The organism is Streptococcus sp. k-628, assembly GCF_013277475.1.
In the GTDB taxonomy this organism is placed as follows: domain Bacteria; phylum Bacillota; class Bacilli; order Lactobacillales; family Streptococcaceae; genus Streptococcus.
Map to the genome: position 1 here is coordinate 13,009 of NZ_VMMZ01000071.1, position 15,575 is coordinate 28,583.

At 38.7% G+C, this 15,575-nt stretch carries 18 protein-coding genes and 1 tRNA gene; 14 read left to right on the forward strand and 5 right to left on the reverse strand.

Annotated features, from left to right (window positions below):
* Window positions 1–22 precede the first annotated feature (22 nt).
* The 9 genes from HT730_RS08395 to HT730_RS08435 all read left to right on the forward strand — a co-directional run bounded on the left by HT730_RS08395 (window position 23) and on the right by HT730_RS08435 (window position 4,920).
* Window positions 23–466, forward strand: coding sequence for a flavodoxin (locus tag HT730_RS08395; protein ID WP_001162128.1), 444 nt, complete (start codon window positions 23–25; stop codon window positions 464–466).
* 115 nt (window positions 467–581) lie between these two features.
* A complete protein-coding gene (locus tag HT730_RS08400; protein WP_173307322.1) occupies window positions 582–848 on the forward strand; it encodes a chorismate mutase in 267 nt (88 codons plus the stop codon).
* Complete coding sequence (gene crcB / locus HT730_RS08405; protein ID WP_173307323.1) at window positions 845–1,219, forward strand: fluoride efflux transporter CrcB; 375 nt, start codon at window positions 845–847, stop codon at window positions 1,217–1,219. The genes HT730_RS08400 and crcB (HT730_RS08405) overlap by 4 nt, the downstream gene beginning before the upstream one ends.
* A complete protein-coding gene (crcB, locus tag HT730_RS08410; RefSeq protein WP_173307324.1) occupies window positions 1,213–1,542 on the forward strand; it encodes a fluoride efflux transporter CrcB in 330 nt (109 codons plus the stop codon). Before crcB (HT730_RS08405) ends, crcB (HT730_RS08410) begins: the two co-directional genes overlap by 7 nt.
* 118 nt (window positions 1,543–1,660) lie before the next feature.
* On the forward strand, window positions 1,661–2,008 hold the full coding sequence (gene rplS, locus HT730_RS08415) for a 50S ribosomal protein L19 (RefSeq protein WP_001068669.1): 348 nt from the start codon (window positions 1,661–1,663) through the stop codon (window positions 2,006–2,008).
* Window positions 2,009–2,050: 42 nt separating this feature from the next.
* Window positions 2,051–2,122 (forward strand) — tRNA-Arg (locus HT730_RS08420).
* Window positions 2,123–2,789: 667 nt separating this feature from the next.
* A complete protein-coding gene (locus tag HT730_RS08425; RefSeq protein ID WP_173307325.1) occupies window positions 2,790–3,656 on the forward strand; it encodes a helix-turn-helix domain-containing protein in 867 nt (288 codons plus the stop codon).
* Window positions 3,657–3,880: 224 nt separating this feature from the next.
* A complete protein-coding gene (locus tag HT730_RS08430; protein WP_173307326.1) occupies window positions 3,881–4,438 on the forward strand; it encodes a CYTH domain-containing protein in 558 nt (185 codons plus the stop codon).
* Between the two features lie 110 nt (window positions 4,439–4,548).
* The gene (locus HT730_RS08435; RefSeq protein WP_240151478.1) at window positions 4,549–4,920 is read left to right on the forward strand and encodes a hypothetical protein; all 372 of its coding nucleotides are present in this window, start codon (window positions 4,549–4,551) and stop codon (window positions 4,918–4,920) included.
* Between the two features lie 236 nt (window positions 4,921–5,156).
* Here the strand turns inward: HT730_RS08435 and yidA are convergent, their stop codons facing one another.
* Both yidA and HT730_RS08445 read right to left on the reverse strand, forming a co-directional pair.
* Window positions 5,157–5,963 carry a sugar-phosphatase gene (gene yidA / locus HT730_RS08440; RefSeq protein ID WP_049521599.1) on the reverse strand — a complete coding sequence of 269 codons (807 nt, stop codon included), beginning with the start codon at window positions 5,961–5,963 and terminating at the stop codon, window positions 5,157–5,159.
* A 12-nt stretch (window positions 5,964–5,975) separates the two neighbouring features.
* Window positions 5,976–7,280, reverse strand: coding sequence for an HD domain-containing protein (locus tag HT730_RS08445; protein WP_173307327.1), 1,305 nt, complete (start codon window positions 7,278–7,280; stop codon window positions 5,976–5,978).
* A gap of 71 nt (window positions 7,281–7,351) precedes the next feature.
* On the opposite strand from HT730_RS08445, the gene HT730_RS08450 reads away from it, so the two are divergent.
* The 3 genes from HT730_RS08450 to ffh all read left to right on the forward strand — a co-directional run bounded on the left by HT730_RS08450 (window position 7,352) and on the right by ffh (window position 9,735).
* Window positions 7,352–7,729, forward strand: coding sequence for a DUF1934 family protein (locus HT730_RS08450; RefSeq protein ID WP_173307328.1), 378 nt, complete (start codon window positions 7,352–7,354; stop codon window positions 7,727–7,729).
* 90 nt (window positions 7,730–7,819) lie between these two features.
* Complete coding sequence (locus HT730_RS08455; RefSeq protein ID WP_000402073.1) at window positions 7,820–8,152, forward strand: putative DNA-binding protein; 333 nt, start codon at window positions 7,820–7,822, stop codon at window positions 8,150–8,152.
* 11 nt (window positions 8,153–8,163) lie between these two features.
* The gene (ffh, locus tag HT730_RS08460; protein ID WP_173307329.1) at window positions 8,164–9,735 is read left to right on the forward strand and encodes a signal recognition particle protein; all 1,572 of its coding nucleotides are present in this window, start codon (window positions 8,164–8,166) and stop codon (window positions 9,733–9,735) included.
* Window positions 9,736–9,926: 191 nt separating this feature from the next.
* On the opposite strand, the gene HT730_RS08465 is transcribed toward ffh, so the two are convergent.
* Complete coding sequence (locus HT730_RS08465) at window positions 9,927–11,210, reverse strand: solute carrier family 23 protein (RefSeq protein ID WP_050089223.1); 1,284 nt, start codon at window positions 11,208–11,210, stop codon at window positions 9,927–9,929.
* 203 nt (window positions 11,211–11,413) lie between these two features.
* Entirely contained in the window at window positions 11,414–12,127 is a 714-nt protein-coding gene (gene rsmG / locus HT730_RS08470; protein WP_173307330.1) for a 16S rRNA (guanine(527)-N(7))-methyltransferase RsmG, read from the reverse strand.
* A gap of 93 nt (window positions 12,128–12,220) precedes the next feature.
* Here rsmG and HT730_RS08475 point away from each other — a divergent pair, with 93 nt between their 5' ends.
* Window positions 12,221–12,781, forward strand: a complete 561-nt coding sequence (locus tag HT730_RS08475; protein WP_000219833.1) for a LemA family protein — start codon at window positions 12,221–12,223, stop codon at window positions 12,779–12,781.
* Between the two features lies 1 nt (window position 12,782).
* Window positions 12,783–13,682 (forward strand): zinc metalloprotease HtpX, encoded by a 900-nt coding sequence (gene htpX / locus HT730_RS08480; RefSeq protein ID WP_173307331.1) that lies wholly within the window; start codon window positions 12,783–12,785, stop codon window positions 13,680–13,682.
* 44 nt (window positions 13,683–13,726) lie between these two features.
* Here the strand turns inward: htpX and HT730_RS08485 are convergent, their stop codons facing one another.
* Complete coding sequence (locus HT730_RS08485) at window positions 13,727–15,286, reverse strand: ATP-binding cassette domain-containing protein (protein WP_173307332.1); 1,560 nt, start codon at window positions 15,284–15,286, stop codon at window positions 13,727–13,729.
* Between the last annotated feature and the right edge of the window lie 289 nt (window positions 15,287–15,575).

Below are 15,575 nucleotides of genomic sequence, written 5' to 3' on the forward strand. Positions count from 1 at the left end.
AAGATAAATTGAGGAGGACGATATGGCATTAGCAAAAATTGTATTTGCCAGTATGACCGGTAATACCGAAGAAATTGCAGATATTGTAGCAGACAAATTACGTGACTTGGGCTTGGATGTCGATGTTGATGAATGTACAACTGTTGACGCTTCAGACTTCTTGGAAGCAGACATCGCTATCGTTGCGACCTATACTTATGGTGATGGTGAATTGCCAGATGAGATGATGGACTTCTACGAAGACCTAGCAGATCTCAACTTGAATGGCAAAATCTATGGAGTAGTCGGTTCAGGTGATACCTTCTACGATGAATTCTGTAAGGCTGTTGATGACTTTGACCGTGTCTTTGTGTCAACAGGAGCAGAAAAAGGTTCAGAGTGTGTTAAAGTTGATCTTTCTGCCGAGGAAGAAGATATTGAACGCTTGGAACAATTCGCAGAAGAATTGGCTGCTAAAGTAGGATAAGCACAAAAGTGCGCTGATGTAATCAATCAGTGCATTTTTCTTATCGAGAGTTGGGATTTTACTAGCCTATTTGGTGGCTTTTTGATACAATAATTCAAATAAAGGAGGAGACACTATGGATTTAGATAGTATTCGTCAAGAAATTGATCAAATCGACGACCAAATTGTCAAACTGTTAGAAGAACGAATGCATTTGGTTGAGGGTGTAGTTGCTTATAAGAAAGCTTCGGGTAAACCAATTTTAGATACCAAGAGAGAAGAAGTTATTTTTGAAAAGGTTAGAAGTCGTGTAGGAGACAAGCGCTATCAGGAAACTATTGTCGCAACATTTTCGGACATACTCAAACGTTCGCGTGATTATCAGGATCAAAACATCAAATGAAAAAAGAACAATTTTATCCGCTAGGAATTTTTCTAGCTGCTATGTTGGGCGGATTGGTTCGCTATCTGGTTTCTACTTGGTTACCAGCCAGTCCGGATTTCCCTTGGGGCACCCTTCTTGTTAACTATCTGGGTATTTTCTGCTTGGTGTGTCTTGTCAAGGGCTATCTGGTCTATAAAGGAACCAGTAAAGGTGTTATTTTAGCACTGGGTACAGGTTTTTGTGGCGGTTTGACAACCTTTTCCAGTCTAATGCTTGATGCTGTTAAACTACTGGATACAGAGCGTTATCTGAGTTTGGTCATGTATTTGCTTTTGAGTATAGGTGGAGGCCTGCTCTTGGCTTACTGTCTAGGGAGGAAAAAATGGTAATCGTCTATCTTGCAATTGCTTGTGGCTTCGGAGCTCTAGTACGGTATTTCTTTTCCCGCTATAATCAAGCATCTAAATTGCCTATCGGAACGCTAATAGCCAATCTTTTAGGGTGTTTGTTGATTGGATTATTCTACAATCATGTGGAGTCTAAGGAAGTCTATGCTATTTTAGCAACAGGATTTTGTGGCGGTTTAACGACTTTTTCGACCTTGAATGACGAACTCCAAAGACTGTTAAGTGATAAGAAGGTATTTTATTCTTATTTAGCTTTGACCTACCTAGGTGGTTTGATTGCGATTTTTTTAGGAATTCTTCTATAAATTTCTTTACTTTTTTGTGGAAATTTGGTAAACTGTATCTTGTGTGTAATGGACGCACAAAAATACAGTTTATCCGCTGAGGAAGGTTCCTCAAGATTGACAAAGATAGGAGAATAAAATGAATCCATTAATCCAAAGCTTGACTGAAGGTCAACTTCGTACAGATATCCCATCATTCCGTCCTGGTGACACTGTTCGTGTACACGCGAAAGTTGTCGAAGGTAACCGTGAACGTATCCAGATTTTTGAAGGTGTTGTTATCGCACGTAAAGGTGCTGGCATCTCAGAAAACTACACAGTTCGTAAAATCTCTAACGGTGTAGGTGTTGAGCGTATCTTCCCAATCCACACTCCACGTGTTGAAAAAATCGAAGTTGTTCGTTACGGTAAAGTGCGTCGTGCGAAATTGTACTACTTGCGTGCTCTTCAAGGTAAAGCAGCTCGTATCAAAGAAATCCGTCGTTAATTCGACTAAAGAACTCTGCTCATTCAGCAGAGTTTTTATCTAGCTCCCTTAGTTCAATGGATATAACAACTCCCTCCTAAGGAGTAGTTGCTGGTTCGATTCCGGCAGGGGGCATTTTTAGTAAATTAAGAAAAATAAAGAAAATTCAAAGTGTTTATTTAATGGCAATTATCACAAGTTCATTTTTAAAAATAATTTAGTATTTTTTGACCAAATTTTGAGCAAAAGTTATATTTTGATTAATGAGTACAGAATAAAGTGGATCTGCATAGTAACTTTGACATCTATTAGTTAAAAAATAAGGACTTCCTTTGTTAGAATGTCCTTATTTTTATTATGGAATTGGACAAATGAGGTAAAGGTTCAGATCTATGAACTCAGAAAGTAAGTACAAAGCTTTAAACAGCTTTCAAAAAGATTTGATGTGGAGGTTTCGGATTAAGGTATATGACAAGATGAATTAATCATTATATAATAGAGAGCGTTAAAAATGTTACCATTCCCCTGAATTTGATATGCTGTAAAAGATTATTTCTGGTCTGTTAAATATATCAATAACAAAATTTAAACATGATAGTCTAATATCTAATCCATTTAAAGTGAATACGTTTATCAATCGTTTGCGTAAGAAAATCTTAAAAGAAGAAGGATAGGTTTTCAAAAATAACCTATCTAGTCATTGTTTATATATAATTTGTATCTTTTGGTTTATTAATTTGTATTTAAAATTTAATCATGTTACAATTGAAATTGAAATCGAATAGAAAAAGAAAATGCAAACGTGGGCACACTTTTAGCAACAAGATTAAAAAATAGACGAAAAGAATTAAAAATGTCTCAGCGAGAATTGGCTGAGGGGATATGCAAACAGGGACAGATTAGTCGATTAGAGAATGGAGAATTTACTCCAGGAGCAGACTTTTTATATGCTCTGTCTAAGAAGTTAAAAGTTAGTATAGATTATTTTTTTAATGAGCAGATTGTAGAAGAGATTGATGAGTTATTAGAGTTTAAAAAGTTAGCCCAGACATTTATCACCAATCGAAATTATGAGTCTTTGAAATATATATATGAATTAGAGAGTGTAAAGGTACATCGCTTGTCTCTAGTAAATAAATTTTATATGGAGTGGATAAAATCTCTTATAGATTTTTATTTCTATGGGCAAAAAGAGGAGGCTGTGGCAAGATTGGAGAAGGTACTGTCTCAGTTAAGTGTAACTGACCTAATCTACCTTCAAGTTGCAAATACTCTATTTAATTTTTATTATGATATTGAAGATTTAGAGAGCTTTAATGAAATTCGAGAAAAGTTAGAGTGTCAAGTAAATCAACTCAAGTTAAACACAATCGAAGAATTAAACCTTTCTATTAAATTTAATTATAATGTTTGTCGCTATCTATGGTTGCAGAATAATACTGAAGAGGCTATTTCTAAAATCACAGATACGATAAAGCAATGTAAGACGTATAGAACAACATATCTTTTGGCTGATTTGTATGTGTTGATGGGAAATGTCAGTAAGAATTTTTCTTCTAAAGTTGCAGTAAAAGAGTACTTTGAAACGGCTTATTTCCTATATAAGCTTGAGAGCAATATGTCAATGGCTCTTAAAATCGAGCATTACATTGCAGATATAACAGAATAGTAAAGACGATGTTCAATTAAGCATCGTTTTTTTAATCCAAAACAATACAAATATGTATTTAATAAAAAAATATTATCAAAAATATTGACAGTATTATATTGAAGTGCTACAATGAGTGCAAGAAAATATTAGGCTTTGTGTCTATAAAACATCACCAGAAACTTACTATAGACTGAGTGAATGTAAAGAGACTTCAGCCTTTGAAGAATTGAGAGGTAAAATTAATGAATGAATTAGAAGTTAGATTTGAACTCAACGATGAGAGAGATTATAATAATGCTATTTCATATTTAGAAAAATCTTATAAATTTAAGAGTGAAAATAAGCAAATTGATGAATATTTTAAAATAAAAGGAAGAGAATTTGAAAATGATGAGGTAGGTAGCTTTATCTACAGAATTCGCCAAGAAGATGATAATAAAGCATGTGTTTTCACAAGAAAAGATACGATAAAACAAGGAATGTGGAGTGAAAGTGAAATAGAGTTGGAATCTGAAAAATTAGAATTTGTAAGGAATATCTTACAAGATGGTTTTTCAAATATTTTCACAATAAGTAAATATAGAAAGACTTATCATGACGCATTAGAAAATAAAACGATTAATCTAGATAAGATTGATGGTCTTGGATTTTATCTTGAGATAGAGATTTTAGGAGATTTTTCAAAAGAAGATTATAATAATTTTTATGATAAAATGTGCGGAGAGTTCTCGTTTTTAAATTCAAAAATAGAAACAAAGGGCTATGTCCAATTAATGAGAGAAAAAAATGGACGTAATTAAAATTATCAAATAGTCTTGTTGGGATTGTTTACTCCATTGCTGGATTTGGTAGTTTGATAGCAGTAACCCTTCTTTCTACTTTTTTGAATAAGAAGGATACCTTTATCTTAATGAATATATCAATGGCAACTATCCCACTTGTCATTATGGCAAGCGGAATAGTAGAAAATTGGATATTTTTTGGAATTTGTTATTCAATTTTGAGCGGATTAATTACAATAGCTTCTGTTTCGATTACAACAATACAGCAGCAAGAAAGTACTGTGTATAATATTGGAAAGATACTTTCTAGTTCTTTTGTAATAGCTACCATTTTTGCTCCTTTTGGAGGGATACTGGCTGCTTATTTTAATTGGCTTTTAAACCCGAGATTAAGTCTAGTTATTTTGGGATTACTAAGTAGTTTATTGGTTATTCTTATAAAGAGTTATGAAAAAAAGCTAATTAAGAAAAGCACTGCAATATTTATAAAGGAAGATTAGTGGATCAGTTATCATTAGAAAAAATAATATTAATTTGTAGTAAAATAAAAAATTGAAAAAGGTTTTACATAATGTACTATGTTTTTCAGATTTAATAATTATTAAGGGGATAGAACTAGAAACCAAAAATACTGAATCTTAAACTGCACCCCAAAAGTAAGATTTTTTCTGTCTAACTTTTGGGGTCAGTACATTATCTCTAACTTCTGGAGTGCTTTTTCTATATTCAAATTATTTTACAGTACCCATGTACGGATGGCATGGGCAACGCCAGATTCATCATTAGATTTAGTGATGTATTTGGCGATTTTTTTGATTTCTGGATTTCCATTTTCCATGACAACTGGGTTACCAACGACTTCCAGCATGGCACGGTCATTTTCTTCGTCACCGATAGCCATTGTTTCATCTTTGGTCAATCCTAGTTTTTCAGCTAGGTGGGTGATAGCTGAACCCTTATCTACATTCTTTTTAAGGAGTTCGAGGTAGAATGGAGCGGATTTGTTGATAGAGTAGCGCTCGTAAAATTCGGCTGGTATCTTTTCAATGGCAGCATCGAGAATCTCAGGTTCATCGATGAACATACATTTGACAATTTCCTTGTCAGCCATTTCTTCAGGAGTGCGGTAGAAAATAGGCATGCTGACGAGGGTTGATTCGTGCACCGTGTATTTTCCGATATTGCGATTGGCAGTGTAGATACCGTCCTTGGTAATAGCATGCATGTGGACACCGAGCTTGCGACTGAGAAATTCCATATCCAGATAATCCTCATAAGTCAATGATTCGCTGATAATCTCATGTCCTGTAGCGGTTTCTTGGACAAGGGCACCGTTAAAGGTCACCACATAGTCACCCTCGTCTCTCAACTGCAAGTCGTCCAGAAGTTTGGCAACACCTGCGATGGGGCGGCCAGTTGCAATCACGACTTTGACACCAGCTTCTTTGGCATCTTGGATGGCAGAAAAGACTTCAGGAGTGATTTCCTTTTGGCTGTTGACTAGGGTTCCGTCGATATCGACGGCGATTAGTTTAATACTCATAAATTTCCTCTTCTAGTTTTTATTTGGGGTAAAATGGTCGTTCTCAATCAAGTGTAAAAATTGCTGGGTAATGCTTGCGAAGATGCTGTTTTGGTCCAACATTTCTTTTGGAAAATAGAAACGATTATCTCCGTGGCGACTACCAGCAAGGGATTGAACGATAGGAGACAGGCTAGAGAGTTCGGCCAGTTGACCATTTTTTTGTAAAATCTCAATCTGTGTCCGTGGATTTTCAGATTCAGGGCGATAGATATCATAAGGAAGGTCAAAGTTCTTATGGATAGCTGTGTAATAGTCAGGATCAAAGCCGATGTCTTCAACCAGTTTTCTCATAGATTTCAATTGTTCTTGATCTTCTTGTGAAAAGGTGATGGATTTAAAGACTTTGCGATTGACAAAGCGTTGTGACAGGTCAGCTAAAATCTTGTCAGGACTGGTCATCCAGAGCTGGAAGTAGGTATTCATCACACCATCATCTAGAGCCAGATAGTCAGATAAGGTCACATTTTTTTCAAAGAAAGGCAGGAGGTGTGGAGAAGTTCGTGCAAAGAAGTCCTTGTCCGCAGGATAGAGTTCCTTAGCGCGTTTGAGGAGATTCTGCAGGAGAACTTCCATGGCCCGTGTTGCTGGGTGGAAATAAACCTGCATGTACATCTGGTAGCGACTGAGGACGTAGTCTTCGATGGCGTGCATGCCATTGTGCTGAAAGGCGATACCATTTTCGACAGGACGAATGACTCGGAGGATGCGAGTCAGGTCAAATTCCCCATAGGATGCTCCTGTAAAATAGGAGTCGCGCAAGAGATAGTCCATGCGGTCTGCATCAATCTGACTAGAAATGAGCTGCACGACCTGCTTGTTAGGATAGGTATGGTCGATGACACTGGCTACTTTTTCTGGAAAATCTGGCGCCACTTGTAGCAGGACTTGGTGAATCTCTGTCTCAGGACTTTGGATGATTTCCTGAGTAATGGCTTCGTGGTCTGTATCAAAGAGATGTTCAAAAGTATGGGAGTAGGCACCATGACCAAGGTCATGTAGGAGAGCAGCGGTCATGGTCAAGAGAGACTCGGCAGGATTCCATTCCTCAGGATATTTTTCTTCAAAAATCTCTGTGATACGTCGTGCAATTTCATAAACTCCTAGACAATGAGAGAAGCGGCTGTGTTCTCCACCGTGGAAGGTATAACTGGAAGTTCCCAGTTGCTTGATGCGACGCAAACGTTGAAATTCTTTTGTATTGATCAAGTCATAGATAATTTGATTATTGACATGGATGTAGTTGTGAACTGGGTCACGGAATACTTTTTCGTTCATATGACCATTATAGCAAAATCCTGCTCTTTTTGGTAAAATAGTAGGACAAGAGACAAGAAAGAGGACCTGATGTGAAGATTCGGATGCGAAATACGATTCAGTTTGATGAGCAGTTGGAAGTGATTGACCAGCTTTATGATGTAGAAGTGCATGAAAAGGGAGATTATAGCTACCTGCTGTTCTACAATGAGGAAAAGGAAAAAGTAGTGATTAAATTTCATGGTCAAGAACTGGTGATGAGCCGTTTTTCCAATCCCAATACCATTATGCGCTTTTTAAAGGATAGCGATAGTTTAGCCTACATTCCTACACCAATGGGCATGCAGGAATTTATCATCCAAACGAGCCATTATCAAGTTGATAGGCAAAAGATTGAACTAGATTATCAACTACAAAATCAAGAGGGACATCTCTTTGCCAGCTATCAATTGGAAATTACTTGGGGCTAGGCTCTTATATTTCTCAAATTTAGCTAGCTATCTTCTTGGATTGGCTTCCTAGTGTGGTAGATTAGGCTAATTTTTGGTATAATAAAAGTTATGGAAATCGAAAAAACCAATCGTATGAATGCGCTCTTTGAATTTTATGCGGCGCTTTTGACAGACAAGCAAATGAACTATATCGAGCTCTACTACGCTGATGATTACAGCCTTGCTGAAATTGCCGAGGAGTTTGGTGTTAGTCGTCAGGCTGTCTATGATAATATCAAGCGGACAGAAAAGATTCTGGAAGATTATGAGATGAAATTGCACATGTACTCGGACTACATTGTCCGCAGTCAGATTTTTGACCAGATTTTGGAGCGCTATCCCAAGGATAGCTTTCTGCAGGAGCAGATAGAAATTTTAACAAGCATTGATAATAGAGAATAAGAGGAAGAAAAATGGCATTTGAAAGTTTAACAGAACGTTTGCAGAACGTCTTTAAAAATCTACGTAAAAAAGGAAAAATCTCTGAATCTGATGTCCAAGAGGCAACCAAAGAAATTCGCTTGGCCTTGCTTGAGGCCGACGTTGCCTTGCCTGTTGTAAAGGACTTTATCAAGAAAGTTCGTGAGCGTGCAGTTGGGCATGAGGTCATTGATACCCTTAATCCTGCGCAACAGATTATCAAAATCGTTGATGAGGAACTGACAGCCGTTTTAGGTTCTGATACGGCAGAAATTATCAAGTCACCTAAGATTCCTACAATCATCATGATGGTCGGTTTGCAGGGGGCTGGTAAAACAACTTTTGCTGGTAAATTGGCCAACAAACTCAAGAAGGAAGAAAGTGCCCGTCCTTTGATGATTGCGGCGGATATTTATCGTCCAGCTGCCATTGACCAGCTTAAGACCTTGGGACAACAGATTGATGTGCCTGTCTTTGCACTTGGAACAGAAGTACCAGCTGTTGAGATTGTACGTCAAGGTTTGGAGCAAGCCCAAGCCAATCATAACGACTATGTCTTGATTGATACGGCAGGTCGTTTGCAGATTGATGAGCTTTTGATGAATGAACTTCGTGACGTGAAAGCACTAGCTCAACCAAACGAAATTCTACTCGTGGTTGATGCTATGATTGGTCAGGAAGCGGCCAATGTTGCGCGTGAGTTTAATGCTCAGTTGGAAGTGACTGGGGTTATCCTTACCAAGATTGATGGCGATACTCGTGGTGGTGCGGCTCTATCTGTTCGTCACATTACTGGAAAACCAATCAAGTTCACTGGTACAGGTGAAAAGATTACGGACATTGAAACCTTCCACCCAGACCGCATGTCTAGCCGTATCCTTGGTATGGGGGATATGCTCACTTTGATTGAGAAAGCTTCTCAAGAATACGATGAGCAAAAAGCCCTTGAAATGGCTGAGAAAATGCGTGAGAATACCTTTGATTTCAATGATTTCATTGATCAATTGGATCAGGTGCAAAATATGGGGCCAATGGAAGACTTGCTCAAGATGATTCCAGGTATGGCCAATAATCCAGCTCTTCAAAACATGAAGGTGGATGAGCGCCAGATTGCGCGCAAACGTGCCATTGTGTCTTCCATGACACCTGAAGAACGTGAAAATCCAGATTTGTTAAATCCGAGCCGTCGACGTCGTATTGCTGCTGGTTCTGGAAATACATTCGTCGAAGTCAATAAATTCATCAAGGACTTTAACCAGGCTAAACAACTCATGCAGGGTGTTATGTCTGGCGACATGAATAAGATGATGAAGCAAATGGGAATCAATCCAAACAACCTTCCTAAAAATATGCCAAATATGGGAGGAATGGATATGTCTGCCCTTGAAGGAATGATGGGACAAGGCGGTATGCCTGACCTGTCAGCTCTTGGAGGAGCAGGAATGCCAGATATGAGTCAGATGTTTGGTGGCGGACTAAAAGGTAAAATCGGTGAATTTGCCATGAAACAGTCTATGAAACGCATGGCTAACAAAATGAAAAAAGCGAAGAAGAAACGTAAGTAAGACAAGGGATTGATGCAAATCTCATTTGATGAGAACATGAAGTAAAAATTATCTATGATAAAACGTATAGTATCAAGGTTTTAGAATACCTGATATTATACGTTTTTTGATTTTAACAATTTACAGATATTTGTATTATAGTGTACGAAAAAATCCACTCAGTTGTCTGAGCGGATTTGGTGTTTAGACATTTAATCTTTATTTTCGTATGGCAAGATCAAGTTCAAGATGATTCCTGTCATGGCTGATAGGGCAGTTCCTGAAAGGGTAACTGGACCAAGTTTAAGGATAGCTCCTCCAAGTCCAAGGACCAACATAGCACTTGCGATGATGAGGTTTCGCATTTGAGCGAAATCAACACGTTCTTTAATCAAAACTTTCAAACCGTTGCTGGCGATAACTCCATAGAGAAGGATTGACATACCACCAAGTACAGCATTTGGAATAGTTGAAATCAAGGCAGTGAATTTACCAAGGAAGCTGAGGGCAATCGCGATAAAGGCAGCGTTACGGATAACTGAGACAGAAGCGATACGAGTCATACCGATAACCCCTGTGTTTTCTCCATAAGTTGTATTGGCTGGTCCACCAAGGAAGGCAGAAACAGAAGTTGCGATACCGTCACCAAGAAGAGTACGGTGAAGACCTGGTTCTTTCAAGAATTGACGGCCACAGATTTGACCCAAAACAGTATGGTCTCCGATATGCTCAGAAATTGTTACGATAGCGATTGGCAAGATAGCGATAGTTTCTGGACCAAAGTAAAGATTGTATTCTTTAAAGGCACCACCTGTGCTAAATGGCAAGTAGAAACCAGGAATTTCAAACCAGTTAGCTTCTAGGACAGGCGTAAAGTCAACCAAGCCAAGAGTTAGTGCGAAGAGGTAACCACCGATAATGGCAAAGAGGAATGGAATGATTCGTAGGAAGCCTTTTCCTTTTGTATTGATAAAGGCAGCAATCAAGAACGTAACAACGGCTACCAGAGCATTTTTCCAATTTCCGTCTGCTACAAGCCCTGCATTGGTAACAGCTGAACCTGCAAGTCCAAGACCGATAACGATGATCATAGGACCGATAATGATTGGTGGCAAGAGTTTATCAATCCATTTTGTTCCTACAAATCGGATGCTGGTAGCAACAAGGACATAGACCAAACCAGTCAAGATAACCCCTGTTTGGGCAGCAGATACATCACCACCCATTTCTTTCATAGCCAGTGACATAGCTGTGATAAAGGCAAATGAAGAACCTAGATAAACTGGAACTTTAAATCCAGTAGCAATCATGTAGATGAGTGTTCCAACACCTGAAGCAAAAAGGGCAACAGATACAGGCATTCCCAAAATCAATGGTACTAAGATGGTCGCACCAAACATGGCGAAAACGTGTTGGAAACTAAGGAGAATTCCTTTTCCAGCCGAAGGACGTTGGTCAACGTCTAGTAACAAATCAACAGTTGATTCTTGTTTCATATAAACCTCACTTTTGGGCAACAAAAAAGAGCCCATTATTTTACAGCAATAGGCCCTCAGAGTAAGACTTCTTTAAAATCTAGATTTTAAAGAGTTTCAAATATTTCTGCGTCTTCGTCACCTCACGGGATGACATTAAAAACCTTTGCTTGTGATAGTATAGCAAAAATTGCAAACTTTGTAAATATTTTTTACTAAAAAGTTTAAAGTGGGCGTTTATTGGGCATGCCAGCCTTACGTGGGTATTTGTTGGGCGTTTCTTTTTTCTTTTCTACCACTGTGATGTAGCGCGGATCTCCATTTGGTAGGGCGTAGCTGAGATTGTCTTCGACCTTACTAAAAAGGAGACTGAGGGCATTCTTAGCTTCTAACAACTCCTCAGGCGCATTGCTGGCCTTGAGCGCCAATAGTTTTCCGCCAACTTTAAGGTAAGGAATTGTCAATTCAGATAAAACCTGCATGCGGGCAACCGCACGAGCTGTTACAAAATCATATTGAGCACGGAAGTTCTTGTCTTGGGCAAAATCTTCGGCACGTCCATGGTAGAAATGAACACCGTCCAAATCCAGTTCTTGAGCCAAAAGTTGGAGGAAGTTGATGCGCTTATTTAGAGAATCAATGATAGTTACATTTAACTGAGGATAGAGGATTTTCATTGGTAGACTAGGAAATCCTGCCCCAGCTCCAATATCAAGAAGTTTGATAGTTTCATTAGGAATCAAACCTTGAAGGATGGGTGCAATCGAATCGTAAAAATGTTTGAGATAAACTTCATCCTTGTCTGTAATAGCTGTTAGATTGATTTTTTCATTCCACTCGACCAAGAGTTCAAAATAACGTTCAAATTGTTCTTTCTGCTGGTCCGAAAGTGGAAGATTCTGCTCGGCAAGCAAGTTGTAAAATGTTTCTGGTTTCATAGTTATTTCCTTCTTTAGTATCATCTTATTTTACCACAATCATTAAAAATTTGATATACTGGTACTAATCTAAAAGTAGAAAGGACTTATATCATGACTTGGATTATTCTTGGAGTTTTAGCTCTTATTGTTATTTTTGTGATTGTTAGCTATAACGGTTTGGTTAAGAATCGTATGCAAACCAAGGAGGCTTGGAGTCAAATTGATGTTCAGTTGAAACGTCGAAATGACCTCTTGCCAAACTTGATTGAAACTGTAAAAGGTTATGCTAAATATGAAGGTTCTACCCTTGAAAAGGTGGCAGAACTGCGTAACCAAGTGGCGGCAGCGACTTCACCAGCAGAAGCTATGAAAGCTAGTGATGCCCTCACTCGTCAGGTTTCAGGTATTTTTGCAGTTGCAGAAAGCTATCCAGATTTGAAAGCTAGTGCCAACTTTGTTAAATTGCAAGAGGAGTTGACAAACACAGAAAATAAAATTTCTTACTCTCGTCAACTCTACAACAGTGTTGTCAGCAACTACAATGTAAAATTAGAAACTTTCCCAAGCAATATTATCGCTGGAATGTTTGGATTTAAAGCAGCAGATTTCCTTCAAACACCAGAAGAGGAAAAGGCAGTTCCTAAAGTTGATTTTAGCGGTTTAGGTGACTAAGATGTTGTTTGATCAAATTGCAAGCAATAAACGAAAAACGTGGATTTTGTTGCTGGTATTTTTCCTACTCTTAGCTCTTGTGGGCTATGCGGTTGGTTACCTTTTTATGCGATCTGGGCTTGGTGGTTTGGTTATCGCACTGATTATCGGCTTTATCTATGCCTTGTCCATGATTTTTCAATCGACAGAGATTGTCATGTCCATGAATGGAGCGAGTGAGGTGGATGAACAAACGGCACCAGACCTCTACCATGTAGTAGAAGATATGGCTATGGTGGCTCAGATTCCTATGCCCCGTGTTTTCATCATTGATGATCCAGCCTTAAATGCCTTTGCGACAGGTTCTAACCCTCAAAATGCTGCTGTTGCTGCGACTTCAGGTCTCCTAGCTATCATGAATCGTGAGGAACTAGAAGCTGTTATGGGACATGAAGTCAGTCATATTCGTAATTACGATATCCGTATTTCGACTATTGCTGTCGCCCTTGCTAGTGCTATCACCTTGCTTTCTAGTATGGCAGGTCGTATGATGTGGTGGGGTGGAGCAGGCCGTAGACGAAGTGACGATGACCGAGAAGGAAATGGCTTAGAAATCATTATGCTCGTGGTTTCTCTACTAGCTATTGTACTGGCTCCTCTCGCTGCAACCTTGGTGCAACTAGCTATTTCTCGTCAGAGGGAATTCCTAGCTGATGCTTCCAGTGTCGAGTTGACTCGTAATCCTCAAGGGATGATCAATGCTCTACGTAAGTTGGATAATAGTAAACCCATGAGTCGTCCTGTCGATGATGCCAGCAGTGCACTTTATATCAATGATCCTAAGAAAGGGGGAGGGTTCCAAAAACTCTTTTATACCCACCCACCTATTTCAGAACGGCTTGAACGTTTAAAACATATGTAAAAAGAATCCAGAGGTCATCTCTGGATTTTTACTATGTTGCAAATTTATAAATCTTCTAAATTAACTATCTCCAAACCGTGTTCTGTTAAGCGATAGATGCTTGAACAGACCTCTTTTAAGAAACGACGGTCATGCGAAACAGTGATGAGACCGCCTGGATAGGTTGCAAAGAGTTTTCTGATTTGGGGTTGAGAAGTTGGAGAAAAGTTTCGTGTGGGTTCATCCAGAAGGAGAAAGTTTGGTTTGCGCAAGACTAAATCCAAAAGCAGGAGTTTACCCTGTTGTCCGCCAGATAAGGAGCGAATTTGATGCTGCATTTCTGGATAACTGAAATTGAGACTGGCTAAGTGAGATTGGATTTTCTGCAGTTCCTCTTTTTCACCAGTTTTGCTGAGATAGGCTATAGGGGATAAATCCAATTGTAGTTTTTTATGGTAATCTTGTGGCATATAACCAAGAGAAATCTCTCTTTTTTGACTTAGCATTTGTTGCAACTTTGCTAACAGAGTTGATTTCCCCATACCATTTGGCCCGATGATACCGATTTTTTCTTGCCCACGGACAGTTAGTTGTAGTTCTTGCACCAAAATTCGCTCGCCAATGGACAAATTCTCTTTTTCCAGTTGGATTAAGACTTTAGAAGCCGGTAATGGCTGTATATCTGAGAAGAAAAGTCTGATTTCTTCCTCTTCAAGTGGTTTTTGGGTCATGGACTGAGCTAGCTTTTCAAAGCGTTTTTCTTGAGATAGAACATTTTTCATCTTTTTAGCCAATAGGCGACCGGCAGTACTGTCTTTGGTAGCTCGAAGTGCAGTTTCTACATTTTGCTTGACTCGCCGATGTTTTTCCATGGTTTTATCGTAGGTTCTTTGATCGTTAGCCGCTTGCTGACTTTGTCTGGCAAAATTAGCCTTTCTCTGCTCACTATAGCGGTCATAGTCTAAATGCTCTACTAACGTTTCTGCTTCTTTACGGTGTTTGACCAGTCGCAAGTGAACAATAGTGTCTGCCGTTTCAGAAAGAAAGTCCTCATCATGGGAGATGAAAATAGCAGTTTGCCGAATCTTTTGAATCTGACTTTTTAGCCAATCAACCGTCTCAAGGTCTAGGTCATTTGAAGGTTCATCTAAAAATAGAATCTCAAAGGGTTTGGCTAACTCATGGATGAGCTGAATTTTCAAAGCTTCACCCCCTGATAGACTGCCAATCTCTTGGTCGCTTGCGAAACGATTGCTATCAAAATGCAATTCCTCAGCCAAACGATAGAGGATACTGTAGTCTAAATCAATAGAATCTAAAAAGAAGTAGTCGTGTAGAGTTTTCTTTTTCAGCTCCTCGGGGAGTTTTTGAGGAATGTAGGCTAGTGATTGATGGTCAGACTGGATGTCTCCCCTGATAGTGAAATCAGGCAAAGCTTCCCCCATTAAAGTTTTAAGTAAGGTTGATTTGCCATTTCCTTCCTCTCCAATAATAGCTACCTTTTCCCCATCCTGGATGGTCATGCTTAGATCAGAGACAAGGTCTCGTAAATCTTTGTTTTGTGTGATGGTCAGGTGATTGATTTTTATCATATGATTGCCCTTTCTAGAATGTCCATAGTGCATAACAAAAAGCTCTACTTTACCTAGTAGAGCCCAAAGTCTATGTCAAAAAAACTCTATGAAAATGCCAGAAAAAAGAGCATAAAAGAGCACACAAAAAGAGACAAAAACAAGATCTACTAAATAAAGGTTCTTTATTTGATAGACTTAGTTGTTCATGTCTCCCTTACCTCCGAGTATTAGTATCTTTATACTATACCTTTAAGGAAATTTTGTCAACAGAAAACTGGAAATTCTATGCTCTAAAATCCGTGTGGTAGGCATTAGTAATGAGTTCTTTGTCTTCCATGTG